General features: G+C 41.2%; 10 protein-coding genes. All 10 read right to left on the bottom strand.

Going from position 1 to position 16,938, the window contains the following annotated elements:
- Positions 1 to 420: 420 nt before the first annotated feature.
- Positions 421 to 2,823: a glycoside hydrolase family 3 N-terminal domain-containing protein gene (locus tag DXA54_RS22045; RefSeq protein WP_004312243.1), complete on the bottom strand. Its 2,403-nt coding sequence runs from the start codon at positions 2,821 to 2,823 to the stop codon at positions 421 to 423.
- 263 nt (positions 2,824 to 3,086) lie between these two features.
- Positions 3,087 to 3,566, bottom strand: a complete 480-nt coding sequence (locus DXA54_RS22040) for a pyridoxamine 5'-phosphate oxidase family protein (protein WP_004312244.1) — start codon at positions 3,564 to 3,566, stop codon at positions 3,087 to 3,089.
- Between the two features lie 84 nt (positions 3,567 to 3,650).
- Positions 3,651 to 5,807 carry a ribonuclease R gene (rnr, locus tag DXA54_RS22035; protein ID WP_004312245.1) on the bottom strand — a complete coding sequence of 719 codons (2,157 nt, stop codon included), beginning with the start codon at positions 5,805 to 5,807 and terminating at the stop codon, positions 3,651 to 3,653.
- Between the two features lie 240 nt (positions 5,808 to 6,047).
- On the bottom strand, positions 6,048 to 7,196 hold the full coding sequence (locus DXA54_RS22030) for an FISUMP domain-containing protein (protein WP_118160984.1): 1,149 nt from the start codon (positions 7,194 to 7,196) through the stop codon (positions 6,048 to 6,050).
- Between the two features lie 35 nt (positions 7,197 to 7,231).
- Complete coding sequence (locus tag DXA54_RS22025; RefSeq protein ID WP_120080666.1) at positions 7,232 to 8,365, bottom strand: fibrobacter succinogenes major paralogous domain-containing protein; 1,134 nt, start codon at positions 8,363 to 8,365, stop codon at positions 7,232 to 7,234.
- Positions 8,366 to 8,368: 3 nt separating this feature from the next.
- The gene (locus DXA54_RS22020; protein WP_120080663.1) at positions 8,369 to 9,409 is read right to left on the bottom strand and encodes a BACON domain-containing protein; all 1,041 of its coding nucleotides are present in this window, start codon (positions 9,407 to 9,409) and stop codon (positions 8,369 to 8,371) included.
- A gap of 7 nt (positions 9,410 to 9,416) precedes the next feature.
- On the bottom strand, positions 9,417 to 10,733 hold the full coding sequence (locus DXA54_RS22015; RefSeq protein WP_120080682.1) for a DUF4302 domain-containing protein: 1,317 nt from the start codon (positions 10,731 to 10,733) through the stop codon (positions 9,417 to 9,419).
- Between the two features lie 12 nt (positions 10,734 to 10,745).
- Positions 10,746 to 11,642, bottom strand: coding sequence for a putative zinc-binding metallopeptidase (locus DXA54_RS22010; protein WP_120080661.1), 897 nt, complete (start codon positions 11,640 to 11,642; stop codon positions 10,746 to 10,748).
- 21 nt (positions 11,643 to 11,663) lie between these two features.
- Complete coding sequence (locus DXA54_RS22005; RefSeq protein ID WP_004312250.1) at positions 11,664 to 13,232, bottom strand: RagB/SusD family nutrient uptake outer membrane protein; 1,569 nt, start codon at positions 13,230 to 13,232, stop codon at positions 11,664 to 11,666.
- A gap of 23 nt (positions 13,233 to 13,255) precedes the next feature.
- Entirely contained in the window at positions 13,256 to 16,846 is a 3,591-nt protein-coding gene (locus DXA54_RS22000) for a SusC/RagA family TonB-linked outer membrane protein (protein WP_165863280.1), read from the bottom strand.
- Positions 16,847 to 16,938 lie beyond the last annotated feature (92 nt).

The raw sequence follows: 16,938 nt of genomic DNA, 5'->3' as shown, positions 1-16,938 counted from the left end.
TTGTATGTGATTCATTTCATTTGCAAATACTTTCTATAGGTATGTATAGAAGATTTGTGTTTTTTATTTGTTCTTGTTTTTTAGAGAAAGTGTAAAAAGCTTGTTGCATTATTAGTTTACTGTAGGGGCAACGTTAGTTGCCACTACAGTAATATATAAATAGTCTAACGTTCTGGAATACCAAACGCTTTTATTGCAGCATTGTTAGATCTGATAGCCAATTAATCCAGTCAAAAGTAGAAGTCGTTTTCTTCCTGTGGCAGTAAAATCATCTATAGTTGATATACAAAACAGATATAGCAATTTTATTAAGCATAACTTATAAAGATGCCGGTTTTATTTGTTTTATTAAGTATAACTTATAGCTCTATCCTAATTGGCGAAAGAGAAATAAAAGCAATGTGACTGTCTTGGATTTATTTATTGCACTTCGAAACTCCCCTTCAACCGTATATCCTGTGAAGAAGCTCCCACCATCACCGAGAAACTTCCCGGCTCTACCGTGAACCGATTATTCTTGTCCCATAATCCCAAGTCTTGAGGAGTAAGGGTAAAGTTGACAGTTTGTTCTTCTCCCGGTTGCAAGTGAATACGTTCAAAACCACGCAAAACTTTATCGTAGGTGGTAACGCTGCTGAAATCATCCCGGATATAAAGCTGGACTACTTCATCCCCTGCTTTCTTTCCTGTATTCTTTACAGTACATGAAAGAGTGATATTTTCCTGCGGACCGATCACCGGTTTAGATATTTTCAAGTCTGAATATCCGAAGGTCGTATAGCTTAAACCATATCCGAAAGGATAGAGCACACCGTCTACACGGACTTTTCCTTTGGAGTCAGAGCCCGGCTTGAATGGGAATGCAAAAGGAATCTGTCCCACTGATTTCGGGAAAGTGACAGCCAGACGTCCTCCCGGATTATAGTCTCCGAAAAGAACTTTAGCGATGGCATCCCCCATAAATTCTCCGGGGAACCAGGCATGGATAATGGCAGGAACGTATTTGTTTGCCCAGTTGATGGTTGCTGCTCTTCCGTCCACCATCACTAGAACGACAGGTTTACCTGTTGCATAAACCGCTTCCAATAATTGTTGCTGACGTCCGCAGAGGTCAAGATTGGTACGTGAGAACTCTTCCCGAACCGTTTTCTCATTTCCACCCAGTACAAGAATAGCGACATCCGAAGCTTTTGCTAATTCTACCGCTTCATGAATCATCGCCTGCTCTTGTGTATCTAATGGAACATTGTACAGTTCGCTCTCCGGGAAATACTTATCAATAATATCACAGCCTTTAACATAGCGAACTTCCGAGTTAGGCAGATATTCTTTGATTCCCTGATATACAGTCTTAATAGACGCATTGGCGGGACCATATCTGCAAGTCAACTCCTTCACTTCTTCCCCATTCGGACCAATCACAGCTATTTTGCTGAAGTTCTTGGATAACGGAAGCATCTGATTCTCATTCTTCAAAAGAACGATGGACTCTAAAGCGGCTTTCATAGATACTGCTTTATGAGCGTCGTTGTGTACCACTGTCTCCGGACGACGGTCATCACCGGGATACGGATTATCAAAAAGTCCCATCATAAACTTGACACGGAGAATTTCACCGACACGTTGATCGAGCGTGTGCAAAGAAACTTTGCCTTCGTTGATAGCACGGCGCAACGGGAGAATAAAATCTTGTGGCGGAGTAAAGTTAGTACGGATATTCAATCCTGCATTGACTACTTGTGCTGCCATCTCTTCTTCAGTCGGAGTGATACGATGTTTGGTATGCAGAAACTCTACCGCCTCACTATCCGATACTACATATCCCTTGAATCCCCATTGCTGACGCAGAATCTCCGTGAGGAAATGATAACTTCCGGAAACAGGCTCCCCGTCATAATCATTATACGAACTCATCACCCCTAGAGCACCCGCTTCCTGAATACCTTTGCGGAAAGGTTCCAGATAAAGAGTCTTCATCTCACGCGGGGCCACGTGCGGATCAGTACGCGTACCTCCGTCACGTCCACCGACCGGAATACTGTAAACGGCAAAATGTTTCGGAGTAGCAACGATACCTTCATTTTGCAGACCGAGAATCATCTGTTTTCCCAATTCGCCCACCAGATAAGGATCTTCCCCATAACTTTCCACCACACGTCCCCAGCGAGGATCTTGTGCTATATCCAGAATAGGAGAATAAATATTGGTATATCCCAATGCTTTTGCCTCATCTGCAGTGACTTTCGCAATTTCCCGGATCAGTTTTTTGTTCCACGTGGCACCTTGCCCGCATTGAGCGGGAAACATGGTAGCCCGGTCGTGACATAATCCGCGTATTCCTTCATTGGTAAAGTCCACCGGAATACCCAGTCGTGTCTGTTCCATAAACCAGCGTTGAATGGTGTGTCGGTTCTTTACGCTGTTGGCATACGGATAGGAGATTTCAGAACCGAATTTACCCAGTCCGTTCGCCTGCTCATCAATATTTCCGATACCGTCCTTCCAAATTTCCGCTGACCATCCGGCAGTAGGCCATGCATCTTTCAATACCCGTCCCGAACCGTAGAGAGTAGCCATCTGACAGGTTTTCTCTTCCAGTGTCATTTGCGAAAGCAAATCCGCGATGCGGGCTTCGATAGGAGCGGAGGGATCTTCGTATACATCCTTTATACCGTTTTTATTGAAGTCGATCCAGGTCTTTTTGTATATGTCCTTTGAGTTGTTGCCGGATTTGTTATCAGTAGGTTTGTTGTTTGCCGAGATACTTCCGGAGTAGATACTTCCGGCAGATACTAACAGGGCGAGACATAGCAGTTTCTTCATAATCTATTTTTTTGCAAGAGTACTTATCTATTTTATTTATGTTGCAAGTATACAAAAAGATTTTGATATGAGAGGATAGAATAGTCTTTATAATCACCTTTACCCTCACACCTGTAATGCCGATGGATAAAGAGATACAGACAATGGTGAGGGTGTGAGGGTAAAAGTGATCTAAACTTTTGTTTAGAGAAATTAGTTTGGAAATACTCTACAATGCTTGTTGAATACTCTACTCAAGTATTGTCGAAAGCCGGAAAACCGCTTCATGGCTTTTCGTTGGCTCGCAGACCGAAAACTTTTCCTGTCATCTGATCGATACGTACTTGCCATACTTTGACATTACGTACCGCAGGATCGGAATAGTTGAACTCACTATCCGTGTAATGACGCATGATAATATCCAATGCACGGCGTTTCTCATCTATTTCTTCGATGAATTCTACTTGCCCCCGACACATCGCGCTTTCCGAACGCATACTGTAACTGCAGGCTACCTTTTCGTGTTGGTAGACAAGTTTATGTCCAACGCTGAAAGTGATGCATACATTATTATTATGTTCCAGCATCTCCAACTTGCTGCCTTCAGGACCCGAATGAAGATATATGATGCCATTCTCATAACCGAAGTTCATCGGAACTACATAGGGATTACCTTCCAAATCAGTAATGCCTACAAAACAGGCATCGCAATGGAGAATAATGGATTCGATTCGTTGTTTATCTTCAATAATGACAGTTTTCATAATGGCTGTTTGGCTTACCACAGAGGACACGGAGTACATGAAGTCTTTTTACTTCCTGATTTCTTAGTGTACTCTGTGGTGAATTTACTTTTCTATTAATTCAAAATCCAATTGTTTCTTTTCCAGATTAGCACGAGCTACCCGAACAGTAATAGCGTCTCCCAGACTGTATATTTTGTTTTTGCGGCGTCCGCGAAGACAATAGTTCTTCTCGTCGAATTCGTAGTAGTCATCATCCAGATCACGAACAGGGACCAGACCTTCACATTTGTTTTCGTTCAGTTCTACATAAAGTCCCCACTCGGTTACGCCGGAGATTACACCGTCGTAAATCTGCCCCAGACGTTCGCTCATAAATTCCACCTGTTTATATTTGATGGAAGCACGCTCGGCATTGGCTGCAATTTGTTCCATGTTCGAGCTGTGGTCGCAGAGGTCTTCGTACTTAGCTTCGGATACGCTGCGTCCTCCGTCCATATACTTCGTCACCAAACGGTGTACCATCATGTCCGGGAAACGGCGGATGGGAGAAGTAAAGTGAGTGTAATATTCGAATGCTAGTCCGTAGTGACCGATGTTATGGGTTGAGTAACGTGCTTTCTGCATGGCACGGATGGATACGGTTTCTATCAGGTTCTCTTCTTTCTTTCCGTGTATGTCGTCCAATAAATGGTTGATGGATTTTGAAATATCAGTCTTCGTTCCGCTTGTACGCACTTTGTAGCCGAAGCGGGCGATGAACTGTGACAAGTTCTCCAACTTCTCCGGATCGGGCAGGTCGTGGATACGGTAAGGAAGCACTTTGGCTTTCTTGTTCTTTGGCACACATCCTATCTTTTCTGCTACGGTCTTGTTAGCGAGCAACATGAATTCTTCCACCAGTTTATTGGCATCTTTTGACTCTTTGAAGTAAACGCTGATTGGTTTTCCTTTTTCGTCAATTTCGAACTTCACTTCGTAGCGGTCGAAGTTGATGGCTCCTGCAGAGAAGCGTTTTTCGCGCAGTGCTTTGGCAATCGTATCTAACGTGAGTACTTCTTCTTTGAAGTCTCCTTCTTTTGTTTCTATGATTTGTTGTGCCTCTTCGTAGGTGAAGCGACGGTCGGAGTTGATAACTGTATGTACGATACGTGAGTCTCTGACTTCTCCTTTTTCCGTAATATCGAAGATAACGGAGAAAGCTAGTTTTTCTTCGTTCGGGCGGAGTGAACAAATGAAGTTACACAGCCGTTCGGGAAGCATCGGGATGGTACGGTCTACCAGATAAACGGAAGTTGCCCGCTTTTCTGCTTCCTTGTCGATGATGCTGCCTTCTTTTACGTAATGTGTCACATCGGCAATGTGTACGCCTACTTCCCACAATCCGTCCTTTAGCTTGCGGATGGAGAGTGCGTCGTCAAAATCTTTGGCGTCTTTCGGGTCGATAGTGAAAGTTGTTACCTTACGAAAATCTTCGCGTTTGGCAATCTCTTCTGCTGAAATCTCGGCAGGAATCTTGTCCGCTGCTGTCTCTACTGCTTTCGGATATACATACGGCAGACCGAACTCCGCAAGAATTGCGTGCATCTCTGTGGTGTTGTCGCCAGCCTGACCTAATATATCTATTACTTGTCCGATAGGATTCTTTGCCTTGTCCGGCCATTCGGTTACTTTCACGATGGCTTTATCTCCGGTCTTTCCACCTTTCAGCTTGTCTTTCGGGATAAAGATGTCATTGGCAAGTGTACGGTTTTCCGTCACCAGGAATGCATAGGATTTAGCTACTTCCAGCGTGCCGACGAAAGTATCGTTGGCGCGTTCCAGTATTTCTATCACTTCTCCTTCTGCTTCTCTGTTTTTCCGTTTGGCATAGAAGGCAATCTTTACTTTGTCATTGTTCATAGCATGTGCCGAATTACGTTCGGCTACAAATATCGGTTCGCCTCCTCCTTCAGGAATGAAAGAATTCTTACCATTACTTTTCCGTTGGAAAGTGCCTGTCATCTCCGTTCCATGATTGTTGAGACGGAACTTTCCTTTCTCTACTTCAGAAATATAATCGTCAGCTAAAAGGTCATGTAATATATCGACGCATAACATTTTTTGCGGATGGGTAGTGAGACGCAGTTCTGAAAAAATATATTTCATACTTAAGGTCTCGCTGGATTTGGCATGGAAAAAGTCTATTAATAACGCTGCCAGCTCTTTCTTACTCATTCTCTTGCCGGCCTTTTTCTCTTTCTTTTCTTTCTTTTTTGCCATAATGTAGTCTTTTAAAATATCTAGTTACAAAGATATATAATAAAATGGAAGAACATTCAGAATTTGTTTTATTTCGTGATATTGGATATCGACTAATTATATGTTTGAGTGAGTTGATAACTAGGTGTAAAAAGATATATTAAAAGGGAAGCATATCTCCCGACATACTTCCCTTATCTTTAAGAGAGAATTTATTAATTCTGTAATGAACTAATTGATAAATGTTTATCTATAATATAGTTAATCTTTTACGCAACGTACTGAAAGGCCACGTTTTACTTGTATTCCTCCTTTATCAGAAGAATAACCTAACCCATAACTCATATTACTGAAATATACAGTTCCTGCTCCGTAAGTAGCTTGGTCTGTGCTCCAAAAGTCTGTTCTACTCTGTGACTTAGGCGTTTCAAAACTTCCGCTCTGATAACATTGTCCGGCAGGTATAACATTAAAGCCATAGGTGTCACGTGGACCTTTAGCGAGATCAGGATTTTCATCTATCATGCCGGATTCTCCCCAACCGTCAGCATCCAGTTTTCCTGTCAATGCTGACCAGACGTTTTTACAGTCTTTATCGGAGTATTTATTTCCTTCATCATCTGTCCATACATTACCTTCAACTGGTGCTAATTCATCTGCAACAAAACTTTCTAGTTTTTTCCACTCTGCTTTGCTGGGTAGATGCCATCCGTTAGGACAGATTCCTTGAATGCCGCTTGGTATGGCATCCGCATTTCCACCGGTTGCGTTCTTTTGGTTCATAGCGGCATACCAATTATACAAGACTCCGTATGTCTTGTATTCTTTCGTGGCTTTAGCTGCATTTACATCTTTGCCATCATAGTTGAAAACAAAATAGAGCGGATCTCCATCACTGGTAGCGGCATCTTCCGGTTTGCTAACTGATGGTAAATAAGCCAAGTTCTCTGCCATCCATATTTGTTCACCAATTGTAACAATTTTGTATTCATGATTATCCCGTGGGTCAATCATCTTTCCTTCTTCCGGTTCTGGGGTTGGTTCGGTCTTTTTTAGTGTGACATTTACTTCACTTGTCGCCATGGCACCTTGATCGCCTTTGACGGTCAGTTCAATTTTTAGTGCTCCTACGGCTTGACTGGCTTCGAATGTGTATTCATAACTAAATGGAACAGAAGTTACTTCTGAAATTTGTTTGTCTCCGATTTTAAGAGTAACATTCGATATTTGACCAATGTCAACAGTTGCTTCTCCTTTGATTGTCATCTTTTCAGCTATGTCTATCGTTGCTCCTTCGGTAGGAGAAGATATGGCACATGTTACATGTTGTTCTGGAGCGGGATCATTGTTGTCATCACCGCAAGCCGTTAGTCCTAAGACTAAAAATAAAAGGAATCCTAACTTCTTCATAATTGTATTTTTATTTAGTGAGTAATAATATATGGTTAATCTTTGATACAACGAACGGGGAGTCCTACTCCCGGATTAAATTCTGCATTGGTTACAAATGTGTGGAGGTCTGACCACATACGTACGGTAATACCAAATTCTGGTCCCATTTGTACTCCCGCTGTTGAACTCCACCAACCCGCACTGTAGGCTGAATGCATCCAATCTTCGTCGCCTGCACAAGCACGGAAACCTATAGGCAGACCATTGAATAAGGTTGCATTATTCTTTTCCATCTCAACTCCAACCCAGGTTGGCTGTGGTTCTATTTCTGTGTATTCCGGCATCATCCACATCGTTGTTGAAGCTAGAGCCTTTGCTAGGGCTGTTTCATCTACTTGACCATCATTCATAATTGCTGCCATTCCGGAATCTAATACGTATTGAGATAATTTTTGCCATTCTTTTTGAGAAGGAATATGCCATCCATCAGGGCAAACTCCTTTTATTATACGTGTTTCATCGGGACCTAAAGCCGTTTCGTTTTGTAGAGCAGCAGGTAGGTTGTAGTAAGCTCCATATGCATTCAGGAAACCTTTTCCAAGTTCTGTTTTTGCATCATTATCAAACATTACGTAATATCTTGGTTCGGTTGAGGACACATCAAACTGTTGCTCTGGTAGATAGCGTAAATTTTCTGCCATCCATAACTGGTCTGCAAGTTGTACGGTTTTGTATGTATTTCCATCACGGGTATCGGTTAGCACTTCTCCATATTGAGGGGGAGCAGGCCTGTTTCCTTGTTCTGTTGTCACTGTAATAGTTGTCAAGGCACTACCTTCGTGATCTCCTTTAACTGCTAACTCAATTTTCAGTTCTCCCGGTTCGGCATCTTTGGAGAAGGTATACTCATAATAGAATGGAACTGAAGTGATGTCAGTGATAATCTCTTCCCCGACTTTCAGTTCTGCAGAAATGATTTTACCATAGTTTGTAGTCCCTTCTCCTCTGATAATCAGTTTGTCTGACATAATAACGGTTGCGCCATCAGTCGGCATAAATATTTCACAGCTTATCTGCTGATCCGGAAGTATTTCTCCTCCTCCACCTGCTGCATTATTATCATCTTTACAGCTTGCACCAAGTAATCCTAATGCTACCATAAAGCTAGTTAATAGTATCTTTTTCATATGTTATTGAATTATGTCTTCTTTAAAAAGAATACAGTTGATAAAAATGGATAGATTGTCTATAACTTTCTGCAGTTCTGCATCTTCATATACCCGAAAAACAAAACCAAAAGGATCACTCTCTTTTATTCCCGAAAAAGCGAAAACGAATGTACCGTCTGTTAACATTACAGGGCCTAATGAGATTGTTACGGAAGGGTCTTTTACATAATATAGATCAGAGCTAAGAATTTCGAATGAGAGATATAAGTTGTCCTCGAAGACTCCCAGATTTTGTCCGGCTTCAAGCGCCAGGCAGTTATCTACAGCTTTGGCTTTCAGTTTATAGGGCAAGTCAGTTAGCATGTTTGAAAGCTGATATGTTCCGTTTTCCAGTTTTTCAATCGTAACATCTTTCAAACCGTAATTCATCTGTCCGTCTGAAAACATTCCTTGCCATGTCCCAATAAGTTCGTCCACATCATATTGTATCACCTGATAAGAAGTCGATCTGTCTTTAGCTGTCACGTTGACAATAGCTCCTCTCATTTTCCCGGAAGTGTTTTCTTTTACTTTGAAGTTTATTCCTTTCGCATTCTGTTCAAATGATAACCAGCTTTGAGCTTCTGCGGGTATGTCTATTACATAATCGAAAGAACTTTGTAATTTTATAGGTAGCGTAGCTGCTTTATTGTCGGTGCGGAGCATCCACTCGTCTTTACCGAAGATGAAAACAGCTCCGGATTGATTGATATTGAACGCCTTTTTTTCTACTCCGTTACTGATTGTCAATAAAGCGTTTCTACCAGAGTATCCGGTGTTTTCTTTTACTTCGAATACTACTTCATTGGGGTTTACTTCTTTCAGCACACACCAGTCGGCATTAACATCTGCTGTTATATTGCCTGTTGCCTGAAGTTGTATATAGCCTTTTCCTCCAGTCGCTTGGAAATTAGTATTTACAGCTTTGATCTCTAACCTGGATTCGCTGCTTTCCGTATCATTGCATCCCGCTATTGCTATGGTGCAAAGTACAAATAAGAATATATTAAAAAACTTTCTCATAATTGTATTAATTACCTTCGTTTTCTTTTTCCATTAAGATTGAGTTATACCAACTCCAGTAACCCATTAGTCCTGAAGTTGAATATTCATCGGATGAATAAGCCCAGATTATCAATGACGTATTTTCTTGGCTTGCTTTATCCGCGAAGTAGAAAGTGAAAGGATTGGTTTTCACCGTAACATTTACTAATCCGCTGCGTAAGCGTGAAGGCAAACTTAATTCTGTGTGAGCATATCCTTCTACACCTGCCGCACACGCAAAGTAGTAAGACGATGAAGAAACCGGACTTATACTTTGTGAATCTAAGATCAGTTTTCCGCTGGCTTTGTCATACAGAAGAGTGAAGTTGAATCCGCCAATACTTTTCAGAGTATAACTTTCTCCTCTGACTTTAGGAGTGATGGTTACAGATTGTGAAGTTGGACCTTCATCGTAATCGTCAATCGTTGCAGTGTAGGTACCGATATAGTCTTCATATTGCAGATAGTTTTCGGGATAATACTCTTTTAATACAATATCCGTTGCATCTGCATCGGTACAAACAAATAGCCTGGACTTTTTATCCCATTTGAAGTGCTGGACTTCAACTCCGTTGACATTATATGGAGACTGTAACTTCAGCCCTTTTTCTGTATAAATATAGGGTAAACTTTCTGCACTGCTATAATCGGTGTTGTAAGCGGAGAATGTAGCCATTGTGCCATTGTCGCGTATGAAGTAGTTCAGCACTTGTCCACCTTTCTCCATACGGTATGTATTCAGAAAAGCATCTTTTTCAATGTTAATGATATCTTCAATTTGAATGCGCCATGGTATATCTTTAGGCATAGGTGTCATTTCCATTATATTCTTGTATTTTTTTCCTTGCAGAATCACCTTGTCGGGAGTTGCGCTCATGATAATAAACTCATAATCTCCTCCCACGTTCATGTTCAGGCCTAAAGGACCTGAAAACATGTGGATCAGCTGGTTGTATGAGTCGAAAGTGAGCATAGTGCTTTGTTCCGATTTAACTTGATACAGGGAGGTTATTATGGTACCCGGCTTGTAACCTTCTGCTCCTGCTTCCGACGCCATTTCTACCTGTTTTCCATCAAATTTCATTAGTAGGGTGACTGCACCTGCAGAATAGTTGCTTCCTATGTAATATTCCAGTTTCCATCCGTTCGGAACATCTTTAAGAATCTCCTGACATTTTATTACATCGGCTGTAGCTCTGTTGGCAGATGATTCGTCGAATATTTCTTCTTCAGAGAAAAGACAAGATTGTAATACAATGCAAGTCAATGCCAGAAGTGTGTATATTGATAGATATTTCTTCATAATTTTCATAGTTTATTCAATAATACTTAAGTCTACATTGCCGTTTGCTATATCATCTTGGCGGCGTAGAACGATGTCGCGTAATTCGTCCAGATTGATTCCCCAGGTTTGTTCCATGTAACTATAGACTATTTCGAATTTCTGTTTGATAAGTGCACGACCGCTTTTACCGGCATTTTGTAGCATATTATTCCAGTAGTCTTCTGTATTTGTGACGTACACCGCAATGTTTTCAACAAAATCTTCACGTGATTCACTCATTGCGTAGGAAGTGACAAATCCTTGTTGCCATGCATTGCGGTTAGCTCCCACCATATACCAGTCGCTGCCGATATAGGCATTTTCTGTGATACGATCAAATGCCGGATCATAGTTTTTGGTTTGATGCAGGATGTGGGCGAACTCATGATGCATTGTTTGGAAATAGTATTCGTTTAGCAGATTGATATCTATTTTATCAGGATTGATGTCATTTACATTGTATAATGTAATTTTCATACCACCTTCTGCCGTTCCCAATACCATGGTGCCATTGTCTTCATAGGCAGGAGAGCCGATAAAGTGAATGGTCTTGGGGATGTATTGACGTAAGAAGTCCGGATTACCGGTCGCTTCATCGTATGCTTCCAGCCATACATGTTTGATAATTTTAGCCAGTACTACGGATTTTTTATAGTCGGCAGGAGCTAATACATGTGTCATATCGCTCTCGTTATCTTCCATGCGATATTTCAATGCAATGTTGTACGGATGGGTGTAATTACCCAATATCCAGTTGTCGAATGGGCTGCGTTCTACTTCTTCTGTAGAGAAGATGCTGTTTGCTTTGTCCACGCCCTCGTCGTTGTTGCAAGCTCCCAGTCCGCAGGTTAATGATATGATTAAACTATATATGATGTATTTCTTCATATTTTTCCCTCCTTAAGTTAGTTAGTCATTTCTTGGATTTGGTTGCATACCTGCCGTAATGACACTGGCCGGTAGCTGAATTGCACGTCTGGGGTCATTCGTGTCCATCTTGTCGGTGATATTCACCAAGGTATAACCTTCATAATAGCGGCGGTAGATTACAATGCCATAGCGCTTTATATCTTGCCATCTAAGTCCCTCTTCTAAAGTTAACAGGCGTCTCGCATGTAGAATACAGTGTATCAGATTCTCTTGCATTCCTTTTTCTATTATAAAATCCGGATGCAATTCCTTTTTTACTGTCGGGGCTTCCGGTGTGTAATATTTTAATTGAGCATAAAAATCATTGATTGTCTCTTTGGACAAGGTTTGTGTATTTTTCGTAAAGGCTTTCTGCCAGGCGTCTATATCGGCTGCAGCTTCGTCGTAACGTTTTAGTAATGTGTAAGCTTCAGCCCGGCAAAGTAATGCTTCATCGGTAGTGAAAGCAGGATACAGCATATAACCGACCCAGCTGTTGCCTGATGTGAACTGCTGATAGATGACTAAACGGCGGAATCCGTTCTTGATAGAGCCACCAGGCGCAAATGGGATTTGGTGGTAGCTTGACTGGTCTCCCCATGGACCTTCGGATTTACAACTTTCCGAGGCAGTAATATTATTCATGCAGTATCTTTCACAGTTGGCATAACCCGGATCGGAAACCAATGGCCAATATGAAGCTGCTGATATTACCAGTAGATTTGCCCGATTATCTGCATCTACATAAGCGTTCGGCTGTATGTTCTTGTTGGGAGATAAAGCTCCTAATGCAGCCCAGTCACGTAAATATTGGGAAGCATTCGTGCCGAGTACTATATTGGCATAATTGATAACCTTCTGGCAGTTAGAAAAATCCGGCTGTGTGTAATATAGATAAAAGCGGGCAGCAAATGCATAGGCAGCCTTTTTATTAAAATGATATTTCACTCGTGAGTAAATATTGTCGTCGATTAGAGGCAATCCTTCTTCTAAATCGGCTGCGATATTTTGATAGACTTCAGCAACAGTTCCGCGTGAGTATTGTGGATTTACAGATGTTTCCGGTTCCTTTATGTAAGGTATACCTAGGTCTTTATCTGCATTTGTACCATACGCTTTGCAGAATGTGGTAGCTAGTACGAAATGATTATATGCGCGACATATTAGAGCTTCACCTCTTTGTGCTGACAATGATTGAGGGTTTCCCATTTGCTCGATGGCTGCCAGGGCTTGGTTGGCCGATGCAATCGAGTTATAACAATCATTCCATAAGGCATGAGGTGAGTCTTGATTCTCTTCAGTGGTTTGCTGCCAGCGATACAAGTGCTCGTTTAACCGGAAAAGATAGCTGTATGCTTTACTATTTTCATCAATGTTGTCACTGTAGAATTCGCCTATATGACAGTTGGTGGTCATTGGGTATGCAGATACCAATACTTTGGTAATGCTCTCTTCGGTAGTTAGTTCAGTTCGGTTGTCCGGCATTTCATCCAAAAAATCGCTACAGGAGGTTATTCCCAGGCATAAGGTTGAAATGACTGCTGTATATAATACGTTTTTATATTTCATCATTTTTATAATTATCTGAATGGTTAAAATCCTAATCTAAGAGTTAATGTGAACTGACGGGGTACAGGGGAGGCAACTCCACCGGTATTGAAGAATTCCGGGTCCTGTCCGTTTAGCTTCTTATCTGCGTAGATTAGGAATAAATTGGTAGCCTGAAGTTTCAAAGATAAATTGGATATCTTTGCTGATGTAATCCATGATTTTGGAAAATCATAGGACAAGGAAATTTCTTTCATACGAATAAAGTCTCCTTTGGCAATTCGTTCTGTAGAGTAATTATAGGCATTATATGCATACATCAAATCTTTATTATCTTCATATTGACGTTTGGAAATGATGGCAGGGATATTGGTATGCTTCTCATCACCCGGAACTGTCCAGCGATTTTTGAATTCACGGGGCATAGAGGATAAGTCACTGTATTGATAATTGAAGCACGGATTTAAACGTACTACATTACCAAATGAATAGGTGATAAATACATTTAGTTTGAATGCTTTATAGGTGAAGATATTACCAAAGCTACCTGTTATAGTAGGATCAGTGGGACCTTCATATTTTAGATAGTCTATATTGTCACGTGTTTGGAAATCAATATCAGTACTGGTTATTTTTCCATTGATATTATACATTGGGATACCATTTGAACTTAGGCCGACAAATGGGATAGAGAACAAACCACGCACCGGGTAGCCCTGACGCGCAAAACCATAGCCTGAAACCAGATCCATCACGCTGGAACGGGCGTTAAGCTCGGTCACTTCATTTTTTGCTTTGGAAAAGATGAAATCTGTATTCCATGAGAAGTCTTTCGATTGGATATTCTTGCTTGAGATGGTGAATTCAATACCATGTGACTTCATGGAGGCTATATTGGCATATTTATAAATAGAACCACCTACTCCTTGTGTCGGAGTTATACCAATCAGGTCATAGTTGTTGCGTTTATACCAGTCGATTGAGAAATTGATCCGGTTGTTTAAGAATCCCATATCAGCACCGATGTTTAATTCATGCTTCTTTTCGTAAGTCAATTCGCTATTTTCGGGGTCGGATACATAAAGTCCGGTTTCCTGTCCGCTGGTGAAAGGGCGAAATGGTGAATAGCTGGTGATTATGGCATGTGAATTTGTTACATATTCCGGACCTCTGTCGGCAGTTAAAGAGTAGGATGCTTTGAATGTCAAATGTGACAGCACGGAGCTGAGTGTTTCGAAGAAATTTTCTTCATGTACATTCCATGCTCCTGAAATATTCCATGTAGGTAACCAGCGGGAAGAACGGCTTTTTCCCATGCGGTTGGTGCCTTCATAGCGGAATGTTCCGTTTACTGTATAACGGCCATCATACGAATAGGTTGCATTGGCAAAACCTGCTACACTCCTTGTTGTGGTATGGTTTAATCCATAATAATTTTCACCGGACTCAATACCTTTCTTGAAAAATTCATATACGTACGATGGAATTTCGCCCATTGTATATTGCATTCCCCATCCTTGAAAATAATTCTGCATGCGTTTTAAATCATTCACCTCCATACCAGCGAAAAGATTGGTTATATGCTTTTCTGCAAATAAATGATTCCAGGATGCTGTGGCACGAAAGTCTACTCCCAGCATGCGATAGTCCTTACGCTGGTAAATACCGCCTTCCGGCAGTATGCTGATGGGTAAAGCATAAGGATTGTCGGGGTTGGTGTAGAGTAAATTATTGTTGTCACGAATAGTGGCGTCATCCATTCCTGTGCGATATGCTGTTGCCTGATTCGAGTGGTCTTTAATATTATGTTCTTGCGAAGAAGCTTGATATCTGACTGCTCCTAATGCGCTAAGCTCTAATTCTGGAAGTGCTTTCCATTTTACTTCTCCTTGGAATTTAACGTCAACTACGTTTAAGTCCATATAATTGTTATCCAATTCATGAAGGATATTGAATGGTGCGTAGTTAGCTGTATAGTTGACTGCCGGATCCAATGCGCGTGATGTGTTTAGTGCATACGAATATGGATTGATGTCAAATTGACGGGTGACTTCTCCACTAGCTGCATTCACTTCAGAACTTAGTGTTCCGGGCGCTTTCTGCTTACGGTAGGAAGCACTGGATATTAAATTTATAGATAAATTCTTATATATATTATATGTTGTATTTAAATTAGCTGTATAGCGTTTTACTTCACTTTGCTTGTACCACCCCGGGTCTGACATGGTACTTAATGAAGCATAGAATGAAGATTTTTCTGTTCCGGAAGTGATACTGACAGAATGATTTTGTGTGATATTGTTGGAAAATAAAGTATCAAACCAGTCGGTATTTCTCATTTCCGCTTCACGCAGGTAAGCGTTACGTGCTTCCGGAGTGTTGGCAAGTCCGAATTGTCCTGTAACCGGATTGTATTGATTGATTAACTGATACATACGTCCATACACTCCGCTATCTTTTGCACGGTAAGTATCGCTATTGTTGAGCCATCCTTTTTGTTCCATTTCTTTATAGATTCCCATTTGTTCCTGTGAATTCATGATATTGAATTCTTTATAACTGGGAATCATACGAGTTGTAAATTCACCGGTATAGCTGATTTTGCTGACACCGGCTTTTCCCTTTTTGGTGGTTACTACAATAACCCCTGCCATGGCTCGCGCACCGTAGATAGAGGTTGCTGATCCGTCTTTCAATATTTGAAAGCTTTCAATATCATCTGAATTCAATCCGGCAATAGCTGAACTAATCAATGTTTCGGCATCTCCTGAGGATAAGTCATCCGGACCTACGTCGATAGCATCTTCCATGATGACTCCATCTACCACCCATAGTGGCTTTGAACTACCGAAAATAGATGTAGCACCACGTACCCGGATTTTTGGGGCGGTACCAAATGTGCCGGAAACATTTTGTACAGATACGCCTGCAGCACGTCCTTCAAGTCCCCGGCTGATATCAGGCAAACCATCTAGTTTGACCTCATCTGCGGACAATTGTTTGGTTGCTCCTGTAAACAGACGTTTGTCCATTTTCTGCATACCTGTTACTACTACTTCAGATAATGTTTGTACATCAGGCATTAATGTAACATTCATATTTGGAGCAGGAGTCAGGTCTTGCGGTTTCATTCCTATATAGGAAAATTGTAACAGGGATTTATTGGATACATTTTCTATCGAGAATTTTCCATCTATATCCGTTAATACACCGGACTTACTTCCTTTGATGACAACGGTTGCACCAATGAGCGGCTGTCCGTCATCACCGGAAATAACCACTCCTTTCACATTGAATACTTTCGCCTGTTTGGAAGGACCTTTGATAGTAATTGTGATAAATTGGTCTTCAATATGATATTCCAGTGGCTTATTGGCTAAGATTATATCGAGAGTCTGCTCTATACTCTTATCCTTGACGGAGCCAGAAACGGTGAATTTCTTGACATCGTCATACGTAAACAGGATCTTATATCCAGATAGTTTTTCTAAACGTTTTAGTACGGACGGCAACCGTTCGTTGCTAATTTCAATCGTGATTTTCTTTTGCGATTGCACCTGAGCATTTACTTGGTAGGGTCGGAAACATAATACGCATAGAAAACACACAATAAGTAGGTTCCAATTATTTCTCATACGTTTGTCTTTAATAACACTATTTTGAACATGTTTATATAACTAGTTCGTATGAGAAGAAAAAATGGATACCCCTTTTGTGATTTATTTTT

This window comes from Bacteroides sp. OF03-11BH (assembly GCF_003604005.1).
GTDB classification, from domain to species: domain Bacteria; phylum Bacteroidota; class Bacteroidia; order Bacteroidales; family Bacteroidaceae; genus Bacteroides; species Bacteroides ovatus.
Note: the sequence above shows the minus strand (reverse complement) of the source record. Positions and strands in the feature narration are given on the sequence as shown.

Coding starts and splice junctions, on each gene's coding strand:
- DXA54_RS22010 (WP_120080661.1), bottom strand. CDS start 11,642: ATGAAGAAATACATCATATATAGTTTAATCATATCATTAACCTGCGGA.
- DXA54_RS22040 (WP_004312244.1), bottom strand. CDS start 3,566: ATGAAAACTGTCATTATTGAAGATAAACAACGAATCGAATCCATTATT.
- DXA54_RS22005 (WP_004312250.1), bottom strand. CDS start 13,232: ATGAAATATAAAAACGTATTATATACAGCAGTCATTTCAACCTTATGC.
- DXA54_RS22000 (WP_165863280.1), bottom strand. CDS start 16,846: ATGAGAAATAATTGGAACCTACTTATTGTGTGTTTTCTATGCGTATTA.
- DXA54_RS22020 (WP_120080663.1), bottom strand. CDS start 9,409: ATGAGAAAGTTTTTTAATATATTCTTATTTGTACTTTGCACCATAGCA.
- rnr (WP_004312245.1), bottom strand. CDS start 5,807: ATGGCAAAAAAGAAAGAAAAGAAAGAGAAAAAGGCCGGCAAGAGAATG.
- DXA54_RS22015 (WP_120080682.1), bottom strand. CDS start 10,733: ATGAAGAAATATCTATCAATATACACACTTCTGGCATTGACTTGCATT.
- DXA54_RS22025 (WP_120080666.1), bottom strand. CDS start 8,365: ATGAAAAAGATACTATTAACTAGCTTTATGGTAGCATTAGGATTACTT.
- DXA54_RS22030 (WP_118160984.1), bottom strand. CDS start 7,196: ATGAAGAAGTTAGGATTCCTTTTATTTTTAGTCTTAGGACTAACGGCT.
- DXA54_RS22045 (WP_004312243.1), bottom strand. CDS start 2,823: ATGAAGAAACTGCTATGTCTCGCCCTGTTAGTATCTGCCGGAAGTATC.